Source organism: Pseudomonas sp. UYEF17, from assembly GCF_040546125.1.
Classification (GTDB): domain Bacteria; phylum Pseudomonadota; class Gammaproteobacteria; order Pseudomonadales; family Pseudomonadaceae; genus Aquipseudomonas; species Aquipseudomonas putida_Z.
This window is the reverse complement of sequence record NZ_JBEPNE010000010.1, coordinates 127,318-153,221: the sequence shown is the minus strand read 5'-3', so window position 1 is coordinate 153,221 and position 25,904 is coordinate 127,318. Positions and strand designations below refer to the sequence as shown.

At 55.1% G+C, this 25,904-nt stretch carries 23 protein-coding genes; 4 read left to right on the top strand and 19 right to left on the bottom strand.

Annotation, left to right across the window (positions count from 1 at the left end):
* Positions 1–311 precede the first annotated feature (311 nt).
* The 10 genes from ABIB24_RS16750 to ABIB24_RS16705 form a co-directional block, all read right to left on the bottom strand.
* Positions 312–527, bottom strand: a complete 216-nt coding sequence (locus ABIB24_RS16750) for a tautomerase family protein (protein ID WP_354316919.1) — start codon at positions 525–527, stop codon at positions 312–314.
* Positions 528–576: 49 nt separating this feature from the next.
* A complete protein-coding gene (locus tag ABIB24_RS16745) occupies positions 577–1,674 on the bottom strand; it encodes an alkene reductase (protein ID WP_354316917.1) in 1,098 nt (365 codons plus the stop codon).
* Positions 1,675–1,702: 28 nt separating this feature from the next.
* Entirely contained in the window at positions 1,703–2,269 is a 567-nt protein-coding gene (locus ABIB24_RS16740; RefSeq protein WP_286101278.1) for an OsmC family protein, read from the bottom strand.
* Between the two features lie 67 nt (positions 2,270–2,336).
* Positions 2,337–3,008 carry a DsbA family oxidoreductase gene (locus ABIB24_RS16735; RefSeq protein ID WP_286101279.1) on the bottom strand — a complete coding sequence of 224 codons (672 nt, stop codon included), beginning with the start codon at positions 3,006–3,008 and terminating at the stop codon, positions 2,337–2,339.
* A gap of 47 nt (positions 3,009–3,055) precedes the next feature.
* A complete protein-coding gene (locus ABIB24_RS16730) occupies positions 3,056–3,397 on the bottom strand; it encodes a carboxymuconolactone decarboxylase family protein (RefSeq protein WP_047595886.1) in 342 nt (113 codons plus the stop codon).
* 94 nt (positions 3,398–3,491) lie between these two features.
* Positions 3,492–4,052, bottom strand: a complete 561-nt coding sequence (locus ABIB24_RS16725) for a TetR/AcrR family transcriptional regulator (protein WP_354316916.1) — start codon at positions 4,050–4,052, stop codon at positions 3,492–3,494.
* Positions 4,053–4,113: 61 nt separating this feature from the next.
* The gene (locus tag ABIB24_RS16720; protein WP_354316915.1) at positions 4,114–4,899 is read right to left on the bottom strand and encodes an SDR family NAD(P)-dependent oxidoreductase; all 786 of its coding nucleotides are present in this window, start codon (positions 4,897–4,899) and stop codon (positions 4,114–4,116) included.
* A 299-nt stretch (positions 4,900–5,198) separates the two neighbouring features.
* On the bottom strand, positions 5,199–6,521 hold the full coding sequence (locus tag ABIB24_RS16715) for an OprD family outer membrane porin (RefSeq protein ID WP_502945829.1): 1,323 nt from the start codon (positions 6,519–6,521) through the stop codon (positions 5,199–5,201).
* 368 nt (positions 6,522–6,889) lie between these two features.
* Positions 6,890–8,704 (bottom strand): gamma-glutamyltransferase, encoded by a 1,815-nt coding sequence (ggt, locus tag ABIB24_RS16710; RefSeq protein ID WP_502945830.1) that lies wholly within the window; start codon positions 8,702–8,704, stop codon positions 6,890–6,892.
* 1,279 nt (positions 8,705–9,983) lie between these two features.
* Positions 9,984–10,856, bottom strand: a complete 873-nt coding sequence (locus ABIB24_RS16705) for a LysR family transcriptional regulator (protein WP_354316913.1) — start codon at positions 10,854–10,856, stop codon at positions 9,984–9,986.
* 130 nt (positions 10,857–10,986) lie between these two features.
* Between ABIB24_RS16705 and ABIB24_RS16700 the strand changes: the two genes are divergently transcribed.
* Positions 10,987–11,685 carry an aspartate/glutamate racemase family protein gene (locus tag ABIB24_RS16700; RefSeq protein WP_354316912.1) on the top strand — a complete coding sequence of 233 codons (699 nt, stop codon included), beginning with the start codon at positions 10,987–10,989 and terminating at the stop codon, positions 11,683–11,685.
* 323 nt (positions 11,686–12,008) lie between these two features.
* Here the strand turns inward: ABIB24_RS16700 and ABIB24_RS16695 are convergent, their stop codons facing one another.
* The 3 genes from ABIB24_RS16695 to ABIB24_RS16685 are packed head-to-tail and all read right to left on the bottom strand — an operon-like array spanning position 12,009 to position 14,829.
* Entirely contained in the window at positions 12,009–12,239 is a 231-nt protein-coding gene (locus ABIB24_RS16695) for a tautomerase family protein (RefSeq protein WP_047595881.1), read from the bottom strand.
* 49 nt (positions 12,240–12,288) lie between these two features.
* Positions 12,289–13,491: a cystathionine beta-lyase gene (metC, locus tag ABIB24_RS16690; RefSeq protein ID WP_354316911.1), complete on the bottom strand. Its 1,203-nt coding sequence runs from the start codon at positions 13,489–13,491 to the stop codon at positions 12,289–12,291.
* Between the two features lie 51 nt (positions 13,492–13,542).
* The gene (locus ABIB24_RS16685; RefSeq protein WP_354316910.1) at positions 13,543–14,829 is read right to left on the bottom strand and encodes an amino acid permease; all 1,287 of its coding nucleotides are present in this window, start codon (positions 14,827–14,829) and stop codon (positions 13,543–13,545) included.
* A gap of 238 nt (positions 14,830–15,067) precedes the next feature.
* Between ABIB24_RS16685 and ABIB24_RS16680 the strand changes: the two genes are divergently transcribed.
* The gene (locus ABIB24_RS16680; RefSeq protein ID WP_354316909.1) at positions 15,068–16,006 is read left to right on the top strand and encodes a LysR family transcriptional regulator; all 939 of its coding nucleotides are present in this window, start codon (positions 15,068–15,070) and stop codon (positions 16,004–16,006) included.
* 200 nt (positions 16,007–16,206) lie between these two features.
* On the opposite strand, the gene ABIB24_RS16675 is transcribed toward ABIB24_RS16680, so the two are convergent.
* The 6 genes from ABIB24_RS16675 to ABIB24_RS16650 all read right to left on the bottom strand — a co-directional run bounded on the left by ABIB24_RS16675 (position 16,207) and on the right by ABIB24_RS16650 (position 23,762).
* Positions 16,207–17,448 carry an OprD family porin gene (locus tag ABIB24_RS16675; protein WP_286101286.1) on the bottom strand — a complete coding sequence of 414 codons (1,242 nt, stop codon included), beginning with the start codon at positions 17,446–17,448 and terminating at the stop codon, positions 16,207–16,209.
* Positions 17,449–17,597: 149 nt separating this feature from the next.
* On the bottom strand, positions 17,598–19,337 hold the full coding sequence (locus tag ABIB24_RS16670) for an acetyl/propionyl/methylcrotonyl-CoA carboxylase subunit alpha (protein ID WP_354316908.1): 1,740 nt from the start codon (positions 19,335–19,337) through the stop codon (positions 17,598–17,600).
* Complete coding sequence (locus ABIB24_RS16665) at positions 19,337–20,938, bottom strand: 5-oxoprolinase subunit B/C family protein (protein ID WP_354316907.1); 1,602 nt, start codon at positions 20,936–20,938, stop codon at positions 19,337–19,339. The genes ABIB24_RS16670 and ABIB24_RS16665 overlap by 1 nt, the downstream gene beginning before the upstream one ends.
* A gap of 9 nt (positions 20,939–20,947) precedes the next feature.
* Entirely contained in the window at positions 20,948–21,742 is a 795-nt protein-coding gene (locus ABIB24_RS16660; RefSeq protein ID WP_354316906.1) for a putative hydro-lyase, read from the bottom strand.
* A gap of 8 nt (positions 21,743–21,750) precedes the next feature.
* Entirely contained in the window at positions 21,751–22,509 is a 759-nt protein-coding gene (locus ABIB24_RS16655) for a LamB/YcsF family protein (protein WP_354316905.1), read from the bottom strand.
* A gap of 20 nt (positions 22,510–22,529) precedes the next feature.
* A complete protein-coding gene (locus tag ABIB24_RS16650) occupies positions 22,530–23,762 on the bottom strand; it encodes an NRAMP family divalent metal transporter (RefSeq protein WP_047595873.1) in 1,233 nt (410 codons plus the stop codon).
* A 254-nt stretch (positions 23,763–24,016) separates the two neighbouring features.
* Between ABIB24_RS16650 and ABIB24_RS16645 the strand changes: the two genes are divergently transcribed.
* Both ABIB24_RS16645 and ABIB24_RS16640 read left to right on the top strand, forming a co-directional pair.
* The gene (locus tag ABIB24_RS16645; protein ID WP_286101290.1) at positions 24,017–24,682 is read left to right on the top strand and encodes a GntR family transcriptional regulator; all 666 of its coding nucleotides are present in this window, start codon (positions 24,017–24,019) and stop codon (positions 24,680–24,682) included.
* A gap of 331 nt (positions 24,683–25,013) precedes the next feature.
* Positions 25,014–25,853: a class II aldolase/adducin family protein gene (locus ABIB24_RS16640; protein ID WP_286101291.1), complete on the top strand. Its 840-nt coding sequence runs from the start codon at positions 25,014–25,016 to the stop codon at positions 25,851–25,853.
* The last annotated feature ends 51 nt before the right edge of the window (positions 25,854–25,904 follow it).

The following is a 25,904-nucleotide window of genomic DNA, read 5'->3' as shown; positions in this document are numbered from 1 at the left end:
CTCTGACAACAGGTCATACGGCCGAGAGATCGCGTTGGGCTGCCGAGTCTTAAAAAAAAGCAGATTGGCCCCGCGAAAGCAGACTTGGACCGGACCGAGGAGACGGCTATCAAACTGAAACTCGAGGATTGGATTTATGCTTGAAGAGTTTGGCGCGCAGTTCAACAGCGGTTGGACCGCCGTTGCAGCGGTCGTAGGTGTTTTGTGTCTCGTACCAACGAGGGCAGTCCAGTTACTACACTTGTACGAAAGCCTGGTGAGGGCTGAGTAGATGTGCCTGGTCTGGTCCACAGGCCAGACCAGCATCACCATCAGCCGTTCTGAATGGATCGGACTCTCTCAGTGGTGATAGGCTCGCCACCGATGCCCCAGTCGCCGCTCTTCACTTCTTCGAAAATTACCCAAGTCACAGCACGCATTTTCTCTCCCTCGACGGAGACCATGGCGTCGGTAATCTTGCTGATGATCTCGGCTTTTTGCTCCGAAGAGAAAACACCTTCAATGCCTTTTACAGTAACCAGTGGCATGTCGGGACTCCTACAGTAGTTGAATAACACCGTGGATCAACCGAGATGGTTATCCCTGGTAGGTCTCATAATCGGTGTAACCCTTCGCGCCAATCACACCGTAATAGGTGGAGTGGTCACTGGTCGCGAGTGGCCAGCCATTCTGCATCCGCTCGACCAGGTCAGGGTTCGCGATGTACGAGGTTCCGAAAGCGATCAAGTCGTGGTCGCCGTTTTCCAGCTCAGCTTCTGCCAACTCAGCGGTAAAGCCTCCGGCGCCGATGACCGTGCCTTTGTAGAGCGAGCGGAAATGCTTGTAGAAGCCCTCTGGGAATGGAACCGCGTCCAGCGTTGGCTGGTAGTTCACGTGAACGAAAGCCACCTCGCGCTTGTTCAGTTCAGCGGCAACGCTGTTCCAGGTCGCCTCTTCTTCCGGGTAAGGGCGCAGGTCGTACAGACGCCCGAACGGAGAGATGCGCACACCAACGCGGAAGCCACCAATCGCGTCTGCGATCGCATCGACCGTTTCCAGCAGGAAGCGCTGACGGTTTTCGATCGATCCACCGTACTCATCGGTACGCGTGTTGATCTGGCTGCTCAGGAACTGGTCGAACAGGAATGCGTTGGCTGCCATGAGCTCCACGCCATCGAAGCCCGCGTCCACCGCGCGCAATGCGGCGGCAACGAAGTCGTCGGTGACACGGTGAATCTCGTCGACAGTCAGCGCACGCGGTACGCTCGGTGCAACCGGGCCAGCTACACCAGGGCCAGTCCAGGCGTAAACCGTGGTGCCTACAGCTGGCTCGGCACTTGCCGAAACGGGTGCAGCATTGCCTGGCTGCAGCGACACGTGCGACATGCGGCCCACATGCCACAGCTGGGCGAAGATCTTGCCGCCTTTGGCATGAACGGCATCAGTCACTGCGCGCCACGCGCGGGTCTGCTCGTCGGTGTAAATACCTGGGGTGTACAGGTAGCCACGCCCCTCGTCCGAGATCGGCAAGCCTTCAGTGATGATCAAGCCCGCCGAAGCACGCTGCGCGTAATACAGTGCGGTCAGCTCGGATGGCACGTTGTCTTCCGTCCGGGTACGGGTCATTGGGGCCATCACAACGCGGTTGGCCAGTTTGAGGCCGTCCAGGTCGTATGGGGAGAACAGCTTTTTCATAATCTACCTCTACAAACAAATACGTGAATCAGGCAACGGCTTGGCCAGTGATAACTTCCAGGTTGGGCACCATGCGGATGGCCCTCGAGAAGTTGGCGAGGTTCACGGAAGTCTTGGTGACGATGCGATGCAGCTCTTCCACCTTGTCGGCAGGCGCATCAGTGTGGATGCGTACCACGTAGCTCATCTCGTCGAAGCCTGGGTTGACGTTTTCGTCCAGGCCCAGGAAGCCACGCAGATCCAGTTCACCACTGGTCTCGATTTCCAGGCTGTGGATGGTGATACCCATGACTGACGCGTTCACCACATAGCCAACGGAAAGGCAGGCGTTCAGACCGGAGATCAGCAGTTCCTGTGGGTTGGGGGCAGAGTTATTACCCAACAGCTCCAGTGGTTCATCAGCTGCGATCTGGACATTTCGTGGGTAGTCGGTACCGCTCAAATGAAAGCGGTCGACGGTGGCCACGGTGCGGGTCTGATGCTCCCACTTGGTGTTGATTTTGAAACGTGCGTGACGCTTGGCAGGATCCTCAGCGACGCCCTGTGCAAAGGCTTGCAGAGCAGCGATATCGATACCGTTGAGATGCTTGTCCATTTTCAAATCCTCTTAAATTCGTGGATAAAAGATCAAAATCACGAGGCACCCGAAGGTGATCACTTGGTTAGTGCGAACAGCCAGTGATTGAACAGCTGGTGGCACTGATTGCCTCTTCATCACTCGAAAGTTCTTCCATCGCAGCACGGAGCACTTTGGTAAACACTGCCGGCTCCTGTGCACCGGAGATGTAGCGGTTGCCGTTGATCATGAACAACGGAATGCCGGTACCTAGTCCGTTCACTGCTGCTTCATCACTCAGGATTGCGGCTTCAGCCGAATCGAAACCAACGAGGTCGGTAGCACCCACCTCCGTCGCCAGGTCCCACAAGACCCGTTCGTTGAAGATATCCTTGCCCTCTGTCGTTCCAGCCAGATGAAGCCGTTCGACATAGCGCTCCTGCAGAGCCGGAGCAGAAATAGCCTTTACGTACTGGTGAGCAGCGGAGGTATCCCCGAAGCGCATGACGTGAAACTTGTACTCCAACCCTTCAAGCGCAGCACTTTCTCGCACGGCGTCCATGAACATGTCCGCTCGTCCTTGGCTACCGGTTTTCTGTACCAATGCCTGGTTGAAAGAGACCGGGGTCATGCCTTTTGCCAAGCGGTATGCACGCGGCACGATTTCAACTTCGACCTCATCCTTGAGATCATCAATGGCCTTCTCCAAGCGCTTCTTTGCTATCCAGCACCAGGGACAAACAAAGTCGGACCAGACCTCAACCGTAATTTTCTTCATGGAATCTCCTCTCTATCTGTCTCTGCTGGATAAGCTGCGAAAGCCACTCAGCTCTGAGGTTTGCTGTCCATAGCGTCCAGGACATGCGTGCTGTAAACCACCGCTGCACCGGCGTTCATGTTCACGGCCACACCAAGTGCCTCGGCAACTTCCTCGGTGGTGATGCCGAGCTTCTTGGCTTCCGCAGCGTGGAAAGCAATGCAACCATCGCAGCGCGTGGTGACAGCGACAGCCAGCGAGATGAGCTCACGGGTCTTGGCATCGAGGTGATTGGTTTTGTTTCCGGCATTACCGAGCATTGCCACTCCCCGCAGGGTGTCAGGCGAATGTGCGCCGAACTCTTTCAGGCGGGCGCTTACGTCGGTGACGGTTTGTTGCCAGTTAGGCATGCTAGACATGATTACCACCCTACTAGTTGATAGGTAAGACTTGCCAAAAAATGGGCCGAAACGGGTCGCGTATCGGCCCCCTTGTGCACAGAGATCAGTACTCTGCGATCATCCGAAGAACTGCCATATTTACCGTCTCACCATCCTTGGTAGCCCAGTTAATGAAGCTCGACCCTTCGAGGATGCTGAGCAACAAATAGGACTTCTCTCTGGACCCTCGCCCCTGGGCTAACTCACCAGCGGCAATGCCTTCGTCCATCACTCTGGTCAACCAGGACAACTGCACGTCGAAAAACCTTCGGGTTAGACGCTGGAGCCCATCGGGCAGGGCTGCCATTTCAGCCGCCAGCGCACCACACAAAGGCAAAAGACCACCTTCAGTGCTGGAATAGAAAAGCACATAGAACGCCTTGAGCCTTTCAACTGCACCTTTCTGGTTGATCTCGATGCGCTCGAACTCAGCTTGCACTCGCGAAACGTACTCTTCGACGATCGCAATCCCTAGATCTTCCTTGGTTGGGAAGTGATAGTGGATGCTTGCCTTGCGAATACCGACTACATCAGCAAGATCCGCATAGCTGAACGCTGCATAGCCTTTGGTCCGCATCAGTTCTTCAGCGGCTTGAATTAACGCGTCCCGTGTTGCCAGTGTCATACATTCTCCTGCCTTCATCGCCCGACCAGAAAAGAGCGATTCCGGCCACTACGCGGCCAGTTTACTTCCCTTGCTTACGAGCGGCCATGACCCCACCGTCTACGTCCCACACTGCGCCGGTCACCCAGGACGCTTTGTCAGAAAGCAAGAACACAATGGACTCAGCCACATCACGTGGGGTGCCGTTGCGACCCAGCGGGTGGAAGTTGTTGAAGTCCTTCAGCGCACCTTCCAATTGTTCACCAGGGATGAAACGCTCGAAGATCTTGGTTTCCACAATGCCCGGGCTGACCGAGTTCACGCGAATACCATGTTGCGCCAACTCGCCTGCAGCGTGCGTGGTCAGGGCATCGAGACCCATCTTGGCCATGGAGTACGCCGAGGCTGGAACACCTTCGACAGCTTGGCGCGCAGCCACAGCAGTGACGTTCACGATCGAGCCAGGTTTGCCCTGAGCTACCAGCTCTGCTGCTACCTGACGGGTCAGGAAGAAGACAGCACGGTTCAGGTTGAGGAAGTTGTCGTAATCCTCAAGCGAGTGCTCGATGAATGCTTTCGGGTAGTAGATACCCGCGGAATTGACCATCAGATCAATGTCCTTGTGGCTTGTGGCCAATTTCTCGATCAGTGCCTGGACACTGACAAAATCAGTCAGGTCAACCGCGTAGGCTGCAACCTTGTCTTCGCCGGCAACGGCAACCAGTTGTTGGCGTGCTGCTTCGGCTTTCTCGGGGCGGTTGCCGACGATCACCACCGAACCACCTTGCTCGGCGACCATCTGCGCGGTTTCCAGACCGATACCGCTCGTGCCACCTACTACCAAAAGCTTGCGACCTTTGAACTGCATGATGATGTCCTCTGTTCGTTTGTCTATCTACTAGTAGGTAGACTATGCCTCGAGCCGACGGGTGTCAAGCTACCGCTGATCGACAAGGCTAAGTGAAGGGAGCATCGGATGCCTTGGGGATGTGGTCGCGCTGTGCACTTCAAGGCCGTGGCTCAGCACATGGGTAGCGTTAACATCACATCCTCTTTCGGCCGTACCGAACTACAGGTACAGATACCGGTTACGCCTGCAGCGCTCGTAAAATATGCCTTGGCACACGGCCTGATCTCGATTTGAGCTAGCCCGGCTTAAAGGGATACCTAGAGTAGGGGAATCGTGTACGTGATAAACACTCGATTCTGGTCCTGGTTGCGCGAAACCTCGCTGTGATATTTCGCATTTCGCCAGCCAAGACCCACACCTTTCAGCACCCCACTCTGGATGGCATAGTCCAACGTGAAGTCACGCTCCCACTCGGACGCATTACTAGAGTCGCTGGTCCGTATCTGATCCCCCGTCACATACGCGACTGAGGCTTTCAAGCCCGGTATGCCCATGGCGACAAAGTCGTAGGCGTATTGGGCAAAAACCGTCTGCTCGCCGGCGCGGTTGAACGAATGAATGATTCTGTCAGTGGCCAGGTAGGTACTGGCACCTCCTGCTCCTTTACCTTCCAAACCGCTCTGGCTGGGCTGAACGAAGTCGCTGCCTGTCGAAACGCGTTGATAGCCCAACATCAAAGCGTGACCGCCATCAGCGTAGGTTCCGCTCAGAGACCACGTATCATTGTCAATCGCACCTGTCCCACCTTGGGTGTATCCGTTGACGCGGTATCCTGCAGCACGCCCATCGGCGGAACTGTTCGCGCCCGTCGCGTCGGTTTTGAAATAACGGAGATCCGTCGTGAACGATTTAGACTCATCGAGCGCTAACCGATGGACCATCCCAGCGAAATGCTGGGTGTAAAACTCGTCCAGCTTGGCAAAGTAATACTGCGCCTTGAGATCACCGGTTACCGCCCAATCGCCACCGGCGAAGTAAAATTTGTTTGATTCGCGGTTGCTTCCAGGGATTGAAAAGCCGGTGCTGTCCGTTGATCCGCGACCGACAACGTGCTCAAGTACACCACCAGTCAACGTAAGACTCTTGAAGGCGGTCGAGGTGATTTGCGTTCCCACAAAGGTCTGGGGGAGAACACGCCCATCATTGGCTACGAGAATCGGTAACTTTGGGATCAGAGTGCCGTAGCGAATCTCAGTTTTACCAATACGTGCCTTGGCGGTGGGGGCGAACCGAGTCCAGGTATCAGCGGCATGATCACCATCACTGGGAATCATCGTAGATTTCTGATGCCGCCCTTGCCCACTATCTAGCGTAACTCCAGTGAGCAACAGGGCGTCTATGCCAATGCCAAGCGTACCCTGTGTAAAGCCCGACTCATATTTCAGCAGAAATCCTTGAGCCCACTCCTCAGTTTTCGATGGTTCGGCCGCTCCGTCTCTATTGTCGTTCAGAAAACCAAATGTCCTTAGTCCAAGACTAGCCTTACCTCCCTGGATAAATCCTCCCTGCGTAGCATCATTGGCATTAGCCACCGAGCAGAGAGCCACAAATACGGTAGCGCCCGCTATATAACATTGCATGCAAGACATTCCTTATTTTTGTTTTAACACTGAAAATCGCTTAAAGCCCAAGCGCATACTCAGACACCTAGGCATCAGTCAGTCGAAAAGGTAAAAATTTAATACCCTTAGTTTCCGCAAGTCTTCCCCAGCCAGGAGCACAAGGGCGCTTGCTGCTTTCACTTCACATTCGAAGTGCAACGCGTCTGAGTTTTAAAACATCAGCTCCAACACTGATTGCGCTAGCTGGTATTTTCTCTCGCTTCCCAATAGGACAAGTGGGCAGTGATTTGAATTGATTACACCCAGCCATGGAGTCGGCGAAGAGGACCCGGTCGGGATCTACCGAACCTCTTCTCTCGAAATGCCGAGGCGCTGAGTCTACTGACTCAGTCGCCCAATGCAGTCCCCTCACGACGGGGATCAGCGCCGGCTGTCCATCCGTCCCCGTCCCTGACAATTATTTGGGTACCACTCGTCATCTCAATGGGAGTGACATTGTGCCCCTTATCCTTCAACTGCTGAATCAGGGTGTCACTCACCAGGCCAACCTCTACTTCTGTTCCGACATTTCGGCTTCCGAAGTTAGGCAGGTTGATCGCATCTTGTGGATTCAACTTCCAATCCAGCATCCCCACCAATGCCTTATTCACATACTCGATAATCTGGGAACCACCTGGCGAACCGACAGTGGCAATCAGCTTGCCGCTGTCTTGATCAAATACCAAAGTTGGTGCCATCGAGGAGCGAGGTCTTTTGCCGGGTTCAATTCGATTTGCTACCGGCTTACCGTTCTCGCTCGGGATAAAGGAGAAGTCGGTCAACTGGTTATTCAGAACGAAGCCGTTCACCATAATGTGAGAGCCAAACGCAGCCTCCACCGACGTCGTCATGGAAATCGCACCACCGTGATCGTCCACAGCAGCAATCTGCGAGGTAGAGATCCGTAGCGGTGAGCGGTCAGGGGCCAAGACGGTATTCATCCCTGGCGGTGCGCCGGCGGCAGCAATCCCAATGCTTTTGTCACTTATCAATGATGACCGTTCGGCAAGATAAGTTTTATTCGTGAGCCCCCAGATGTTGACTGGGACATAATCAGGATCGGCCAAGTAAAGTGCACGGTCTGCATAGGCCAGTCGCTCGGCCTCAGCGACCAAATGCACGGCCTGCGCATTCGGCTCGATGCCTACCCCGTCATGGGTGGTTTTAGGCAGCATCTTACTCAGATTGTGTGCCGGCGATTTGCGTTGCAAAGCTTCGAGAATGCTTAATGTCTGCAAGACTGCAACACCACCCGATGAAGGTGGCGGCATCCCACACACATTCCATTGTTTATACGTGCCGCAGACAGGCTCTCGCTCTTTAGCCTGATACCCACTGATATCACTCAGCGACAATGTTCCTGGGTTGGCGTGAGCATTGACTTTCTCAATCATCGCTCGCGCGTTAGCACCGTGGTAAAACGCATCCGCTCCTTGTGTAGCGATTGCCGTCAATGTCTCTGCGAGTTCTGGATTTTTAAGAGAGAAGCCCACGGGCACAGGTTGACCTGTTGCAGTCAGGAAATACTTGGCCATGTTGGGTGATTGGGCGATGAACTTATCCGCGGCAATCTGCGCGTGGAGCCGTTTTGAAACGGGGAAGCCTTCCCGGGCCAGCGATATAGCCGGCTGGAAGAGATCACGCCACGGAAGTTTGCCATGCTGCTGATGAGCCATCTCCATGGCACGCAATACGCCAGGCACACCTACAGAACGCCCCCCGATCTGTGCATCCGTGAATGCCATTGGAGTGCCATCTGGTTTCAAGAACGTACGATTGTGCGCACCACTCGGTGCTGTCTCACGTCCGTCAAAGGCCTGAACCCGCTTTCCGTCCCAATACATGATGAAAGCGCCGCCACCGATACCAGTGGCCTGGGGCTCAACCAGTGTCAAAACAGCTTGCATCGCAATCGCAGCGTCAATCGCCGAGCCACCTCTTCGCAGCATCGCCTGACCCGCTTGGGTCGCGAGGGGGTTGGCAGCTGCAGCCATGTGACGTTGAGCGTGGACAGGCACCATTCCCGAGCGATACCCAGAGGATATCTCCGGCGCTGGTGGCAACTCTGCGTGCTTGTGCTGCGGTGGTGCTTCAGTGCCACACCCAACGACTAACGCTGCAAGTGCAGTCAGACCAATTGCGCGAGCCCAGCGTTGTTTTATAGCATTATTATTCAAGACTAACTCCACGTTGTATGCAGCAACTCCCCTCAGGGATACGACGCTGACCGCCCGTATTTTGACTCAAACACTTAAGCCTTGCCCGCGCAGGCCAAGTGCTCCGACTATAAAGCACGCTAAATCAGCAGAGGTGTTATTGGCTAATTTGGCAAAGCCTTGGCGAACACCTACTCTTTCGAGTGTCTGGCACATTGAAAAACGGACTATGCTCCTCAGCATTCCGCACGACTGCCCCAACGTTTATCACAAAGCCATGATCAAGGCCTTGGGAGGCGATCGTACGTGGGATCGACACTTTGAATGCTGAATTATTAATGCCCGAATCGATACTAAAAGAATGCAAAGACGTAGGTGCTGCATTTTTTTCAGCCAATGATGAAGACTATGCATCCTACCCAGCAACGCCCCGATCTCAGCCTGCTGCAGCCATAGACGGTGAAGGCACAGCCTACGTCAACTGGCGAGAGTGATAGGCAAAAATGGCTTCCCCAAAGAGATCGGTCAAATGTAAACTCATTTTAGTTGAGTTTGTTTCAACCTCGTTCAGAATCAGTCGAACGCTCCCACTCAGACAGAATCAGAAGCACGACAGATAGGTGCGCTAATAGAAAATGAAAATCCTTGAGTTTCTGAAAACCCCATTTCAGGCCCTAATCCCTAGCCCAGCCAATCTCATTGATAAATGGTCTTCTCACCATCAACAGTATTTTTTCGGTCAGAACGGCAGGGAGCTAGATTGGACTACTGTATATGGGCTGGCCCCATTCAATCATCTGCCTGATACTCATGGGTACAGCACCATGCCCGACATGGTATGCCGATGTGGCGCGAGAGGGTATTCCATCGAAATCGGATGGGTTGAAGGGGTCACCATGTACGGGGGCGGCATTGCTCGGGTAAAGCATTTCGCTCTCAATACAAAATTGACACAGCGGGGGTTGGGGCGTCCCTTTCTAGAGTCCATCCTGTATTTCCTAAAACTACAGAATGCGATCCGAGTGGAGTTCCATGAGAACCATAGTGAAAAAATCGATCACTACAGGACTTTCTTCAAGAACATGGGAATCGCTGAGGTTGGAAAGGGTGTGTGGAGTGTCGATTTGTACCCTAGCTCCCTCGTTCCTAAATCAGTTTCAAATTTCCATGAGTCTTTGAGAAAACCTGTCGCAAGGCGTTCTAGCTCACTATAGGACTCTCCTGACTTCTCAAGGTCAATAGCCGCCCACCTAAAAGCGGCTTTTCCTCAGACCCAACCATTTCACTACTGTCCCCGATGCCTGGCGGTCTCATCCTTTAAGGACTTCAAAACGCTCGAGTCATGACCCGAGCGCCAGACGAGGTGCGTCTGTACGCGAGCCACTTTGGGTGGTAACGGCAATGACCGGACCAGGCTCTCGACCTGAACAGCCTTGAGTACCGACTGCGGCATGATCGCCACACCCGTTCCCGCGGCTACACAAGCAGAAATTGCATGGTAGGAAGCTAGTTCCAAAATCCGGGTCGGGACAACCTCGCACTGATGTAACCAGCTTTCGAGTATCCGTCGGTACGAGCAGCCACTGGCGAACGCGATAATGGTCGAACCCTGAAGATCCCGCGCACTCGACACTGTGCTGTTCTTAGCGACGATCAGCGCAAGCTCCTCGACGAAAGCCTCTTGGCTATCCAGGCCTGTCGCAGTGAAGGGGTCCGATACGAATGCAGCCTCAATATCGCCACGGTGTACCTTGGCAATCAGTGAATCAGATGAGCCAGACACCAGTTCGATTTGAACGTCGGGAAAGCGCCCATGGTAGCTCGAAAGCAGCGGCGGAAGCCTTGCCGCAGCGGTGCTTTCCAGTGTACCGATGCGCAGGGTGCCCTGAAGGACGCCACGTTTAAGCGAGGTCTCTGCCTCAGTGGAGAGGCGCAGCAGCTTCTCGGCATATTGATACAGCAGCCTACCCTCAGCGGAGGGAATGAGCCGCCCCCCATTGCGATGGAAGAGCGCTACACCTAAGCGCTCTTCCAGGTTCTTCACGCGGGTAGTGATGTTGGATTGCACACGATTGAGTTGGGCCGCAGCGTTTGTGATACCACCGTAGTCGACCACTGCTTTGAAAATCTGCAGAGAATCTAGGTCTAAGTTTCTCATTTGGAGAATCCGATATACCGATAAATCATTATTAGAGAATGCCTCAGCAGCATACACTCTCACGAAATGGGAGGCTGCAATCAACGCGGCCCACACGTCGGCAAACCTGCTAGTAGCTGGAGAGAGTCGTATGCGTAAGATTGGTCTGATAGGGGGCATGAGCTATGAAGGGTCAGCTGTTTACTATCGAGCGCTGAACCAAGGCATCAACAAGCGGCTTGGTGGCCTGCACTCAGCACAGATACTGCTGCACTCGGTGGACTTCCAGACCATTGTCGATAAGCAGAAGGCTGGCCAGTGGGTCGAAGCCGGACATCAGCTGGCCGATGTTGCCCGCAGCCTAGAAAAGGCAGGCGCTGACTGCCTGATGATTTGCGCTGTGACCATGCACTTAGTCGCCGACGCAGTGATCGCAGCAACCCCATTGCCCTTCATCCACATTGTCGACGTTGTGGCTGAACGCCTCAAGGCAACGGGCCATTGCAAGCCATTGCTGATAGCGACACGCTACACCATGGAGAATGGCTTCTATCCCGCCCGCATGGCGAAACATGGCATTGATGTCCTCGTTCCCGATGCCGAAGCGCGAGGCCTGATTCACGAAATCATTTTCAACGAGCTCAGCTTGGGTATTGTGCGGGAGGAATCTCGAGCCGTACTTGTTGCTCTGATCGAACAGGCGAAGGCCGAAGGTGCCGACTCCGTCATCTTCGGATGTACTGAGATTTGTTTGATATTGGAGACCGATGGACTCCCACTTCCAGGTTTTGACTCAACCACGATTCATGTTGAAGCGGGGATTGAGTTCGCGTTGCGTGAGGTACCCTAGCGCATCTCCATTGCCATATCCTAGTCGACAAGTGCTAGACATGGCTTCGTGACCAAGCCCAAGGCCGTCCTTAAGATAAGAATCAACGCTGCCGTACAATCGGTCCACCTCATCAAGGCTGGTCTGGAGATAAATTGCAGAACGGTGGACATCGAATCCATCTGTACGTTAATCCCCAGACCTACAAACGCTTTGGAATAAACGTTAGCGGGACAGATCGATGCCACCGCAACTAAGCTTTGCTGATAGCAAAGTTTGTTGTGCCGTCCATTTCAGCACACTCACAGCTGCATAATGCGTGGTCGACGGCAGCGCTTATTGATTTAAAGGCTGTCGGCCTCACCAGACTGAATCTTCTTCACTTGATCGGCGGTAATAGCGTTTCCGCCGATCCCCCAATCACCGCTTTTGACTTCTTCGAAGAGAACCCAGGTCACGGGTCGCATTTTTTCACCCTCAACGGAAACCATGGTGTCGGTAATCGCCTCGATGATTTTCGCCTTCTGCTCAGACGAGAAAACGCCTTCAATACCTTTAATTGTTACGAGTGGCATGAGCAACCTCCTTCAGTGCTGCAGTTAGTAAAAATGAATGCAGTGCCTTTCAGCTTTCGTATTCGTGTAAATGCATGAACGATGAGAGCCTGTCCAGACCCTTCCTGATGTCGTTTTTTAGATCGTTGAAATCCTCAAGGCCTATTTGCAATCTCAGACATAGGCCCTTCGGACGCCAGGGCGTGACGGTTCTGTAGTCAGAGCAGTCAAAAGGAATCATCAAACTTTCGAAACCGCCCCACGAAAACCCCATGCCAAAAATAGACATATTGTCCAGCATCGCTGCCAGTGCAGGTTTTGAGTACTCCGGCTTTAAAACCACCGAAAACAGTCCAGTGGAGCCACCAAAGTCTCGCTTCCAGAATTCATGTCCTGGGCAAGACTCCATTGCAGGGTGCAGGACAGCTGCAACCTCTGGTTGCAACAACATCCATTGCGCCATCTCCAGGCCCCGACGTTCGGCCTCCATTACACGCAGATGCATGGTGCGCAGGCCCCGCAGCGCAAGGAAGCAATCCTCAGCACCAGGCAGCATGTGCATGCTGTCATAGGTCATGCGCAGCGCAGGCCATGTTTCCGCGTTTGCGCTCACCAACCCCATCAGCAGGTCCGAATGCCCCCCCAGGTACTTTGTGCCAGCCTCGACAGAGAGATCGCATCCATGCGCATGTGCCTGGAAGAAAATGGGGGTTGCCCATGTGTTATCGATGATGGTCTTGATACCCAACTCTTTAGCCACAGCGGTAATGGCTGGAACATCCTGCACCTCGAAGGTTTGCGAGCCGGGCGACTCCAAGAATATGGTTGTCGTATTCGGCTCTATCCAATCCAGAATGCCTCGACCAATAAGAGGGTCGTAATAGGTGACCTTGACGCCAAATTTACCTAAGAAGTTCTCGCAGAACGCTCGCGTCGGCCTGTACACGCTGTCGGGCATCAGCAAATGATCACCAGCCTTCAGGGTTGTCATCAGCGCCAATGCGATCGCGCCGAGGCCCGACGGGGAGATAACGGTGCCTGCAGCACCCGTTAATTCGCTCCATGCATTCTCGAGATGCTCAATGGTTGGACTGCCGTAAGTGCCATATATATACCTGGCCCGTAAATTCTCAATGTCATCCATCGTCTTGAAAACAACGGTTGAGCCACGATAGACCGGTGCATTTACAAAGCCATACTGCGTATCGACATCTCGCCCGAGGCGCGTCAGCTTAGTAGCAACCCCCAAGCCTTCGTTTATTCCATTACTCATAAGAACCCCAGAAAAAGAAGCTCAACACGAACAGTCGAGGCAAACGTCACTTCACTCAAGTATCTTCAGCATTGGCGAAGCCAGAAGAAGCACACCATAGAAGGCTACATAGTAGTTGGATGGGCTTTTCAAGTTTTCAAGACTTTTCACCTTGAAGACCAGGTAGCATGGTACAAGGCATGCAGTAATGCCGAAGATGGGCACCATCAACTGCAGCATCAGCATTGATGAGAAGTTAGCCGCTACCCACCATACAAGAAATGCAACGATGCCTGCGGCTGCGAAGTAGTCCAATGCCTTCCCGCGGATGGTGTCCTCGTTGAGCACCCGACTCAGAAGGTTAACCAGCAAGCCCCTAACCGCTTCATGGAAGCCGAGGTAGACTCCAAAGAAGGCGCTCATGATGGCGAAAACATTGAGCAGAAGAGACATGACTTTGACCCACTCGCCGGGCATGACCTTTGCCACAATCGCCAACGCAGACACATTTTGCAGGACAGCCTCTTCTGCTTGTGACTTTGTAATAGAGAAGGAGAACGAAACAGCAAAGAACAGTATAGAAATCGCGAGAATGATGAAGGCGACTCGATTGGCGCGAACACTTCTGTACGCGGCCACAGCTGGATCGGACTCCAGTTTTCTGTAGGCAATGTTCATCGGATTGAGAATTTGCACATACAGGATAGAGAACAGGGCAAAGGGCAAGGTAACGAGGACATCTACCAGGAAGCTACCAATCTCTCCCACGGCATGTAAGTTACCCAAATCCCAGTAAGGGATCATTACCACGCCTAGCGCAACGACAACGCCAAACTTAATCGCTACCATTGGGCCTGCGACCTTGAACAGCACCCTCTCACCTTGAGAGGAAATCACGACAAGGGCCGTAATCAAAGCCAGGCCATACCACATGTGTTCGGACAACAAGCCATCAGTTACACCGAAGCTTTGCAGGTAGGAAGCACTGTCGTAGGTGATGGAGGTGGCGTAGGTAACAATCGCCGCCATCAACATGATCAGGTAGAGCACGCCCAAAAACACGCCCCAGTTCTTTCCCAGGTAGTGCGAAATGGTACTGACGTAGTTTTCGCACTCCTCAGACTGAATCAGTGTTCGGAGGAAAAGGTTTTGAAGGAAGTAGACTGCCGGGTAAGACAACGCGACAGCAGAAATGAACACCCATAACCCCTTCAGGCCAATCTGTATCGGCATAAATATGATGCCTGAACCAATGGCCATGCCGATGCATAGAAAAACCCAACCCACATCGTATCCAGTGAATGGGATTTTCTTTTTGGGGATGCTGTAAAGCCCCAAGCTTGCTTGGTTAATTGCCATAATGTCACCCTGTTGAATTTATTATTAGGCAGCAGACGCAATAACTGGCCGACCGAGCTGAGACAGCCGACGATTTTTAACTGAAGACGGGTTCGCCGTTCATTGTTTTTACGAGGTATTTGGCTTGCACTTTGCGGCACACGACTTTCACTGTTCCTGGCTACGTTGGCCTGTGAGTGCTGCAAATCGATACTAAAAGAAAGAAAAGGTGTAGGCGCTGCATTTTTTTCAGCCCATAATGCATGTTATGCATCCTACCCTACGACGTCTCGACCTCAATCTGCTGCTGGTTTTCGACGCTTTGTTTCGGAACCGCAGCGTGGCGGCGGCAGCTGACGAGCTAGCCATGAGCTCTTCAGCCTGCAGTCATGCTTTGTCACGCCTGAGAACAGCCCTCGGCGACGAGTTGTTCGTACGCTACGACAATGCAATGCAGCCCACAGCGCATGCCGAGCAGCTTGCAGGGGGCATCTCCCAAGCCCTGGGCCTTCTGTCTGAACGACTGGCCTGCTCCGGTCCATTCGTACCTGCCGAAAGCACCCAAACCTTCACCTTGGCTGCGATTGACTTCACCGCCTTCGCGCTTCTTCCCCCTCTCATCGCAAGACTGGAAAAACGGGCGCCGCACATTCACGTGAAAATGCTTTACGAGACCAAATTCGACTCGTTTGAAGATTTGACCGCTGGGCGAGTGCAATTCGTGCTGGGGTTTGGAGACAAGCTAGGTGGTGGCGGAGAGGGTATTGAGACCATGGACTGCCTCAAAGACGACTACGTGGTTGCCGCTCGCCATGGGCACCCACGCATTTCAGACAGCCTGACTCTCGAGCAGTACCTGTCTGAGAGGCATGTGGCAGCCACCCCGTGGAGTGATGTTGGCAGCGTGATAGACCATGCTTTAGCACAGCAGAACCTGACTCGGGATGTGGCGGTCCAACTGCCCAGCATCATGACAGCACCCTTCATCGTGGCTGGCACTGACTACCTGATGACACTGCCACGGAAAACGGCTCAACATTTCACCAAGGCCGTGCCGTTATCGATCTTTCCGCCACCATTCCCCATCCCGCACTACGTGCTCAAGGTCTACTTCCATGCACGGCATGCAGGGCAGGCGAGCCATCGCTGGATGAGGGAGCAAATGCTTCATGCGCTGAAGCCGAGCTCGACTGAATAACAGAGTCCCGCCGGGCACAGGCCTCATGACTTTTTAACAGGTTGAGATGAGGCCTACGCCTTAGCAGCAAGGAAAAGGCGATGAGTTTGCCGCACCCCTCAATCAGTCAGGGGCGCTGCAATCGTTTTCATTTCGTGAACACCGCCGAGCGCTACCGCCCCCCCTAATTGCCCTCTCAGGCCAAACAGGTCGTCGAGCCATCACCACAGCGACCAGGTGTAGCTAACGATCAGCCGGGTCTCATCTAAGTCATTGCCGAAGTTAGAGCGGACAGTGGCATTCCTTACCTTCATGCCAAGATTTTTGAGCGGTCCGGTCTGCACCACGTAGCCGATATCTGTGTTGCGCTCCCACTCCTTTCCAGAATGGGAACCACCAACCTGGACGTTGTCCCCGCTCACGTACCGTGTCATGAACGTCAGCCCAGGCACGCCCATGGCGGCAAAGTTGTAGTCATAACGGGCCTGCCATGAACGCTCATCGACGTTGGCAAAGTCACCGATCTGCACGAAGTTCACCAGGTACGGATCGCTGTTGGCAATGTACGGGAAAGGATCGTCACCACTCATGCGCTGATAGGCGACAGTGAACATGTTGCCACCCAGACTGTACGACACCTGGCCATTCGCCGCCCGGTTGTCCAGGTTTCGGAAATTGCCATCCTCATTGCTTTTTGAATAGCGGAGATCGAATTTCAGTGACTGTTTTTCGCCCAACGGAAGCTCGTAGATTACCCCGCCAAACACCTGCCGATATATGTTCTCCAGGTTTCCGTAGAACAAGCTGGTGCTGAGACCTTTGGTGACAGCATACGTACCCCCCGCAAACCGAAAATCGTCGCTCACCCCACCAATGCGGTTACCAGTGAAATCCTGATAGTCAGAGGAGCTGTTGATCTTGATTTGTCGGAGCTTTCCCGCTTGCAGTGAGAGGCCTTCGATGTCGCTGGAGGTGGCCATGCCCCCCTGAAAGGTCGACGGCAGCAGGCGCGTGTCGTTGCTCTGGACTACAGGGTTACGAAAGGCGAGCGAGCCGACCTTGAGAACAGTCTCAGAAACTTTTGCCTTGGCGGTGAGTTCCAGTTTGGAATATTCGTCCTGTGACCCTCGACCGTTCTTTGAGCTGCGATCAGCCGGTAGCAGGCCGGTCCCGCCAGTTCCGTCACCACCATCGAGTTTGAAGCCGAGCATCCCCAATGCGTCGACACCCAACCCCACAGTACCGGTTGTGTAGCCGGAGGCGAAACGGAACATTGCCCCCTGGGCCCACTCAGCGGCAGAGTCTCGCTGGGTGGTGGGAGGTCCATTGCGGAAGTCCCGATTGAAGTAGAAGTTCCGCAGTTCAATATTGGCTGTGCTGTCCCCGACGAAATCTGCACAAGCAAACATTGGGAAGAACAAAGCGCACGTGCTGAAGGTTGCAATAGTGGTTTTTGACGACATGCCTAGGGTGCTCCGTTGACTGGCAGAGGGTGTCGATTAACTTTCTTGTTTTACGTGCAACAGGGCCGGACACCTTTGTTCCGGCAACACGCAGCCCCTCGGGTCAAAGACCCGAGTGCGCGTGAAACTTCAAAACGAGCTAAAGAGAATCAGTCGGGGGAGTTGATTCGCCCGATCTTGGAGCCGGCTTCGTAGTAGCTGCCGGGCGTCTCCAGAATTTCCAACATGCCGGAGTACGGAGCTGTCAGAGACGTCTCCATCTTCATCGCCTCCATTACAGCAATCACCTGACCTGCTTCTACATTGGCCCCATCTTCAACCAGCCAGGTGTGCAGGTTGCCGGCGATTGGTGTCGTGACTGCTTGCGGGTCAGCTACTTGCGCAGATGCACCGCTGGCAGTCTCCGTTGCTGTAGCGCTCAGGCTCAAGCCCGATAACAGAGCCGCAGGCAGCCCAAGCTCATGCCGCTTGCCGTCGATCTCGACAAACGTACGCAAAACACCTGGATCAGCCGATGCGGCGTTACGCGGGGCAATGGTGATCTGCTCGGCGAAGTCGGTCTCAATCCAACGTGTATGTACTGCGAAGATGTCGTCGCCTGTGAAATCCTCATGGGCCATCACTGCACGATGGAACGGCAATACTGTCGCCACACCATCCACACGAAACTCGGCCAAAGCGCGACGAGCACGACGGATGGCCTGCTCGCGGGTGCTACCGGTGACAATCAGTTTGGCAATCATCGAGTCGAAGTTGGGCGATACGCGCGAGCCCTCGACGACACCTGTGTCCAGTCTTACCCCTGGGCCACTTGGCGGTTGAAAACGCTCAATCACGCCCGGTGTGGGCAGGAAGCCATTACCCGCATCTTCGGCGTTGATCCGAAACTCGAAGCTGTGCCCTCGTGGAACCGGGGTACCTTCAAACGACAACGGCAGCCCTTGAGCAACTCGGAGCTGCTCAATCACCAGGTCGATACCACTGGTTTCCTCTGTGACTGGGTGCTCCACTTGCAGACGGGTGTTCACCTCCAAGAACGACAAGGTGCCGTCTGCGCTAAGCAGGAACTCCACAGTACCTGCACCGACGTAACCTGCCTCGGCGCAGATGTCTCGAGCCGAATCGTGGATACGTTGGCGCAGTGCGTCATTGAGATATGGCGCTGGGGCTTCTTCAATGAGTTTCTGGTTACGGCGCTGCAGTGAGCAATCACGAGTCCCGACCACCACCACTCGACCATGGCGGTCAGCAATGATCTGCGCCTCGATGTGGCGAGGGCGATCCAAGAAGCGTTCAACAAAGCATTCACCGCGGCCGAATGCCGTGATTGCCTCGCGTACGGCGGACTCATACAAGTCACTGACTTCATCTAGTTGCCAAGCAACCTTCAAGCCGCGACCTCCACCACCGAAGGCCGCTTTGATGGCGATCGGAAGGCCGTGTTGCTCGGCGAATGCCAGCACCTCGCTCGCGTCCTTCACCGGGTCCTCAGTGCCAGCTACCAGTGGAGCGCCTACCTTCAACGCAATCCGGCGAGCCTGAACCTTGTCTCCCAAGGCATCGATAGTCTCAGGGTCAGGGCCGATCCAGGTCAGGCCTGCATCGATCACCGCACGAGCGAAATCGGCACGCTCGGACAAAAAGCCATAACCTGGATGCACGGCATCCGCGCCCGACTTGGCGGCAACTTCGAGCAGCTTTTCGATGTTCAGGTAGGTGTCAGTGGGACGCTGGCCGCTGAGTGCGTAAGCCTCATCGGCCTGGTGCACGTGCAGAGCGTCGATGTCGGTATCAGCGTAAACAGCCACTGAAGCGACACCATAATCACGACAAGCCCGCACGATGCGCACGGCGATTTCACCACGATTAGCGATCAGAACCTTTTTCATTAGTTTTGAATCTCGTCAGCAGGGGCTGGATGCACGGGCTCGAAAGCACCCAGCGGATTGAATCGAACGCGTGCGTTGACCGGGATCTGACCGGCCAAGTCCAGATGGTGAGGGGCTACCACCCCAATCACCGGGTAGCCGCCAGTCAGTGGGTGATCGGCGAGGAACAGCACTGGCTGACCACTCGGAGGCACCTGAATTGCGCCTACGGTGGTGCCCTCACTGGGTAGCTCCCCTTCAATGGCGCGTTTTAGGGTCTGTTCGCCCAATAGGCGAATACCGATGCGATTGGACTGAGGCGTCACCTGCCAGGTTTGCTCTGCAAGCAGGGCCTGGGCTTCGGGCGTGAACCAATCTGAACGCGGCCCCATCACCACATCGAGCGTGATGACCTGGTCAGCACGCGGCATGGTGAACGCCGGCTGCTCGTTGACCGACACCGCCGCACCGCCAATCCGTGCATGGAAACCGAGGCGCTGGCCTGCGCACAGCGGTTCGGGACCGACCTGTGCCAGTGTGTCCGTGGACAAGCTGCCGAGTACAAATTCTTTGGTGAAACCGCCGCGGATAGCTACGTAGTTCCGCAGTCCCGCAGAAGGCGGAGCGATGCTTACTCGATCCCCGTCCTGCAGATGGAAAGGTGTGTAACTCGCAGGGTGAAGCACCTGGCCCGAGGGCGTACGCACCTCGACCACCGCCTCAGCTCCCGTAACTGCCGCCACCGTCTGGCCTCGGCAGGTAAAGCTCAAACCACCCATAAGCACTTCAAGACAGGCAGTGGCCGGGGCATTGCCCACGGCCCGGTTGGCAGCACGCAAAGCACCGCGGTCCATGGCACCTGATGCAGACACCCCTTGTCCTGCACGCCCCGGACGGCCAAGGTCCTGCAACAACGTCTGCAGGCCGGTCGAATCGATCTCCAAGCAGTTTGTGGTGAGTGGCTCAACTGCCGGGCAAACGGGGGCGGCGATCACGACTCGATCAGCAGAGGCAGGCCCCGCATCGACAAAGCGCACTCGGTACCCCGGCTGGAGCAGCGCTGGCTCTTCGCGCGTCAGATCCCACATTTTGGTGTCAGTTACACCGATGATTTGCCAACCGCCAGGACTCGCCTGTGGGTAAACACCGCTAAATCCACCGGCCAGGGCGACTGCCCCCGCCGGGATACGCGTGCGTGGAGTGCTGCGCCGCGGCACAACAAACTCGGCGCCTCCGCTGAGATAAGCAAACCCAGGAGCAAAGCCACAGAATGCAACGTTGTAGTCTGCCCCCGTGTGGCGGCGGATCACTTCGTCAGTACTGATGCCGAGTTCCTGTGCCACTGCGGCCAGGTCTTCACCGTTGTAATGCACAGGAATTTCGACAAGCTTGCCCGCCTCACGCTTTTTACCGCTGACGTTGCAGGTGGCAATCTGCGCGGCCAAGGCCTCACGGCTGACGGTGCTGGGTCGAAAGTGAACAAGCAGCGTACGCGCTGCAGGTACGATCTCCTGCACGCCAGCAATGGGAGACTGCTGCAGGGCATCGAACAGGGCGAGGGTCTCGTCCAGATTCGCTAGCTCAACCAGCAGAGCATCCAGGCTGACCGGAAAGAAACGCATGATCCACTCCTATACGTGGTAGTAGCTGTCGGGTACGTCAGTGATGAACATATGGCCTGGTGCATGGGATATCGCAAAAGGCACACGTGAGGCCATGACCACCGATTGTGGCGTTACACCACAAGCCCAAAACACGGGGATTTCACCCGACTTAATCGTGACAGCGTCACCAAAATCTGGACGGCCAACGTCCTCAATACCAAGGAGGCTGGGCTCTCCGACATGCACCGGCGCACCATGGACACCGGGGTAACGTGCAGTGATCTTTGCAGCATCTGCCACCCGGTCGGCGGGGATAGGACGCATTGATACCACCATGTTGCCCTGCAAACGACCCGCAGGCCGGCAAGCACGATTGGTGCGATACATCGGCACATTGCAGCCTTCACTGATGTGACGCACATCGATGCCAGCGTTTAGCAAGTCGGTTTCGAAGGTGAAACTGCAACCGATCAGGAAGCTGACCAAGTCAGTGTGTTGAGCCCACAGCGCTCTTACATCGCTGACTTCTTCAGCCAACTGCCCATCGCGCCAAACCCGATACAGGGGCAAATCGGTACGCAGATCAGCGTCTTTGGCGAGGTAGGTGGAGTACTCTCCAGGTTCTGTTACGTCGAGCACCGGGCAGGATTGCGGATTCCGCTGAGCAAAGAGCAGAAAGTCATATGCCCACTCACGTGGCAGACAGATCATGTTGCACTGAGTCAGCCCAGGTGCATGACCTGCAGTTGGTGAAATCAATCCGTTGCGATAACGGGCACGTGCGGTTGCTGCAGCTTCTCGGGCTTTTTGGAATGCGTCCATGTTCAACCTCAAGTGAAAGCGCGCAGCTGAGCGCCGGCATCGAGCAGTCGTGTTTTGACAGCACGAGCAATGCCTACGGCGTCAGGGCTGTCGCCGTGCACACAGATGGAGTCAGCCTGCAGATTGATCAGTTGACCATCTTCTGTCTCGATCACACCCTCTCGGGCCAATCGCACCATGCGCTGTGCAATCAGTTCTACATCGTGCAGGACCGCACCAGGACGGTTACGCGACACCAATGTTCCTTGTGCGGTGTAGGCACGATCTGCGAACGCTTCGGCCACACAATTCAATCCTGCTTCACGAGCCCAACCGATCAGAGGCGAGTTTGCCAGGCACACCAACTTCAGCTCGGGATCGACTCGCAGCAAGGCATCAATCACCGCGCTCGCCTGGGCTTGATCACCAGCGATGGTGTTATACAGCGCACCATGCGGTTTGACGTAGGTCACTCGGGCCCCGACGGTGCCGGCCAACGCTTGTAGTGCCCCAATCTGGTAGATAACGTCGGCAGTCAGTTGCTCAGGAGCAACGGCCATGTTCCGTCGTCCAAAGCCAACCAGGTCGGGATAGGAAACGTGTGCACCAATCGCTACGCCGCGATGACTTGCAGCCTCCAGAGTGCGCAAGATGCCAAGAGGATCACCGCCGTGAAAGCCACAGGCAACATTGGCGCTGGTGACAATTTCCAGCATCGCCGCATCATCCCCCATGCTCCAGGCGCCGAAGCTTTCGCCCAAGTCACTGTTTAGGTCAATGGCACGCATTCAATTGGTCTCCGTTGCAATCAGGCTGCGTTGATGAAGGCGAAGATGGCGCCGGCCGACCGGTACGCCATGTACCAGGACAGTGCACAAGTCAGAACGCCAAGTACCAGCAACCAGCGTGGATAGTGATAGCCATCCATCAGGTCAGAACGACGCCAGCCAACGTACATAAAGATGCTCAGCCCCAGCGGTAGGATCAGGCCGTTGAATCCACCGGCAAATACAAGCAGTGCTGCTGGAGGCTTACCGGCCAAGAGGTAGATGGTCAGAGCGACCAGAATGAAGCCGACCGTGGCCAAGTGGCGTGCACGCTCGGTAATTCGTTTAGAGAACACAGTGATGAAGGACATCGAGGTATAAGACGCACCGATGACACTGCTGATACCCGCCGCCCAAAGCACAAGTCCGAACACCATCAGACCAGTCTCGCCAGCCGCTGCACCAAACGCCTGGGCCGCTGGGTTAGCCGCCTGGCCAGAAACGTCGATAACGACGCCGCTCGCCACAACCCCAAGAATCGCCAAGAACAAGACATAGCGAGCAATGCCAGTCACCAAGATGCCAGTCAGAGCAGCCTTGGAAACCACCTCGATGTTCTCAATCCCCACTGTGCCGCGATCGAGCAGTCGGTGTGCACCCGCGTACGTGATGTAACCCCCTACGGTACCGCCAACGATCGTTGTGATTGAGGCAAAGTCGATGAAGTCAGGCCATACCGCTTGGCGCAGGGCCTCACCGACCGGTGGATGAGAGGCAAATGCGGCAAACAGGATCAGCGCAATCTTGAACACGCCCAGAACGATCATGATGCGGTCCATGGCAACACCGGCACGGTGCGACGAGAAAATGCCGATGGCCACCAACGCACTCAGAGCTCCGCCCCATTTAGGGTCGAGGCCAATCAGGGCATTCAAGCCCAGGCCTGCCCCCGCAATGTTACCCAGGCTGAACACCAGACCGCCTGAAATCACCAATACAGCCAATACATAACCACTGCCTGGAATGGCCGTGTTCGCCAGGTCCGACGCGCGCATCCGGGTTAACGTAACGATTCGCCAAACATTTAGCTGTACGACGAAGTCGATGAGGATGGAAGCCAAGATGCCAAAGGCAAACGCAGCACCCAGCGTCGCGGTGAAGGTGGCGGTCTGGGTAAGGAAACCCGGGCCGATGGCCGAGGTTGCCATCATGAAAATCGCGGCGATCAAAGATGAACGTCGGGCTCTGCTGAACTCACAAGCGGTCTGTGTCACGGCATCATTCCTACAATGAGTAGTGGTGATCAGGTTGAGCAATAGATATGCCAAAAATCAACGATTCGCCTGGAAGTGAGTGGCAGCAAGGCACGGATTGTTCAACAATCTATTTCGTCTGAGTGATTCAAATGCACCAGATTGTTACCCTTTCACTCAGGCGTGCTACCTGATGAAGCACATTGCGTATTGCTTCTTGCCACGCACACTGCACTCGGAGAACATTCATCCGCCAACCTCATTTTGGATTGCCAATGAACGACGCTACCGCCGCCCATCCTCGTACACTGAGCGAGTCCATCACCCAGGAGCTGCGCAAAATGCTGGTTGAAGGCGAGCTGACACCTGGGCAGCGGCTTTCTGAAGCAGCCCTGGCTGAAAGTCTTCAGATCTCTCGAAACACGCTCCGGGAGGCCTTTCGGGTGTTGACCCGGGAGGGCCTGCTCAAGCACGAACCTAATCGGGGTGTCACTGTGGCCGAGCCAGATATGGCATCGATCATCGACATCTACCGAGTGCGTCGATTCATAGAATGCAAGGCCATCGCCCAGGGATTTCCCCTGCATCCAGGCACACTGAAAATGCGTGAAGCCGTCGAAGCGGGCATGCAGGCGCGAGAAGCGAAGGATTGGGTAGGCGTTGGTACCGCGAACATGCTTTTTCACAGGGCCATTGTTGAGCTCGCGGACAGCCCACGGCTAGTGGTGTTCTATGCACAGATATCGGCCGAATTGCGTTTGGCTTTCGGCGTGCTGAAAGACCCTGAGTTTCTGCATCTGCCATACCTAGACATGAATGCGGCTATCTTGCGCTGTGTTGAAGAGGGGAGAGCAGATGAAGCCACCCGTATGCTGGAGGGGTATCTGGTGCAATCGGAGCGAATTGTATTGGCTGCTTATGAGCGACGCATGAAACGGTAGCTTCAATACTTCCCACTGACCGCCGGCCCCGAGAGTGCTTCAAATACCTCCCGATTACCCGCCATTACTGGAGAAATGACTGCTGCTTGATTGGAACCTGCCATTGAAAGGCGCGCAATCCATACAAACCGAATTTCGATTTGAAAACGGAAAAGGCATTGCCACTTCGTGCGACATGCAATCTGGCAAAGAGCACTGTCCAATAGGCTCTATTAGGTAAGTGAGGCAAGGCTGAATTTTATTGAGCCTTGCCTGAAAACGGATCGTTTGTCACCGCTGCGCTGGATCGAGACCATGACGCCACCCCAAACAATAACCAGAGGTGGTAATCGTGGAATCGGTACTCAAACTTGACCCAACCGCAGGCGGTAAGAAACGTATTTCGATCTATCAGCCTGAACAGGAAGGGCTCATCTTCCCTGAGATCCCTGAGTTCAAGAACTTCGAAGAAGAGCGCCAGTACCGCAAGAAGCACCTGGTAGCTGCCTGCCGCGCATTCGCCGAGCACAGCCTCGATTACGGCTTCGCCGGTCACCTGACCGTCCGCGATCCAGAGTTCCCAGAGCTGTACTGGACGAACCCAATGGCCGTCCACTTTTCTCAGGTCAAAATTTCCAACCTGATCCTGGCCGACCACAAAGGCAAAGTGGTACAGGGCGACTATGCGATCAACCGTGCCGGTTTCGTGTTGCACGCTGCCGTCCATGAAGCGCATCCGGATATCGTCGCGATGTGTCACGCTCACACCATCTACGGTGGTGCCTGGGCCTCTACTGGGCGTCCGCTGCTGCCGATCACTCAAGACGCGGCAGTGTTCTTCGAGGACCACGTTGTCATCACTGCCGAGGCCGGCGCTGTCGCGGTGGAGACCAAGGCCGGCAATGCCGTCTGTGACTACTTCAAAGACGTGCGAGCCGCCATTCACCAGAACCACGGCCTGCTGACCGCTAGCCGTCACAGCATCGACGAAGCGGCATTCTGGTTCATCGCGCTGGAGCGCTGCTGCCAACAGCAGTTGCTGATCGAAGCTTCTGGTATCACGCCAAAGCTGGTGTCGCCAGAGCGGGCACGCTACAGCCGTGAAAACGTGGGTAGTCCGTTCATTGGCTGGCTGCACTTCCAGGCCCTGTACGACAAGATCGCGGCTGAACAGCCTGACATGTTCTCGTAATGCCTCAAGGCGCTGTCCGTCCGGGCGGCGCCTCTTCCTTACCGCCATACA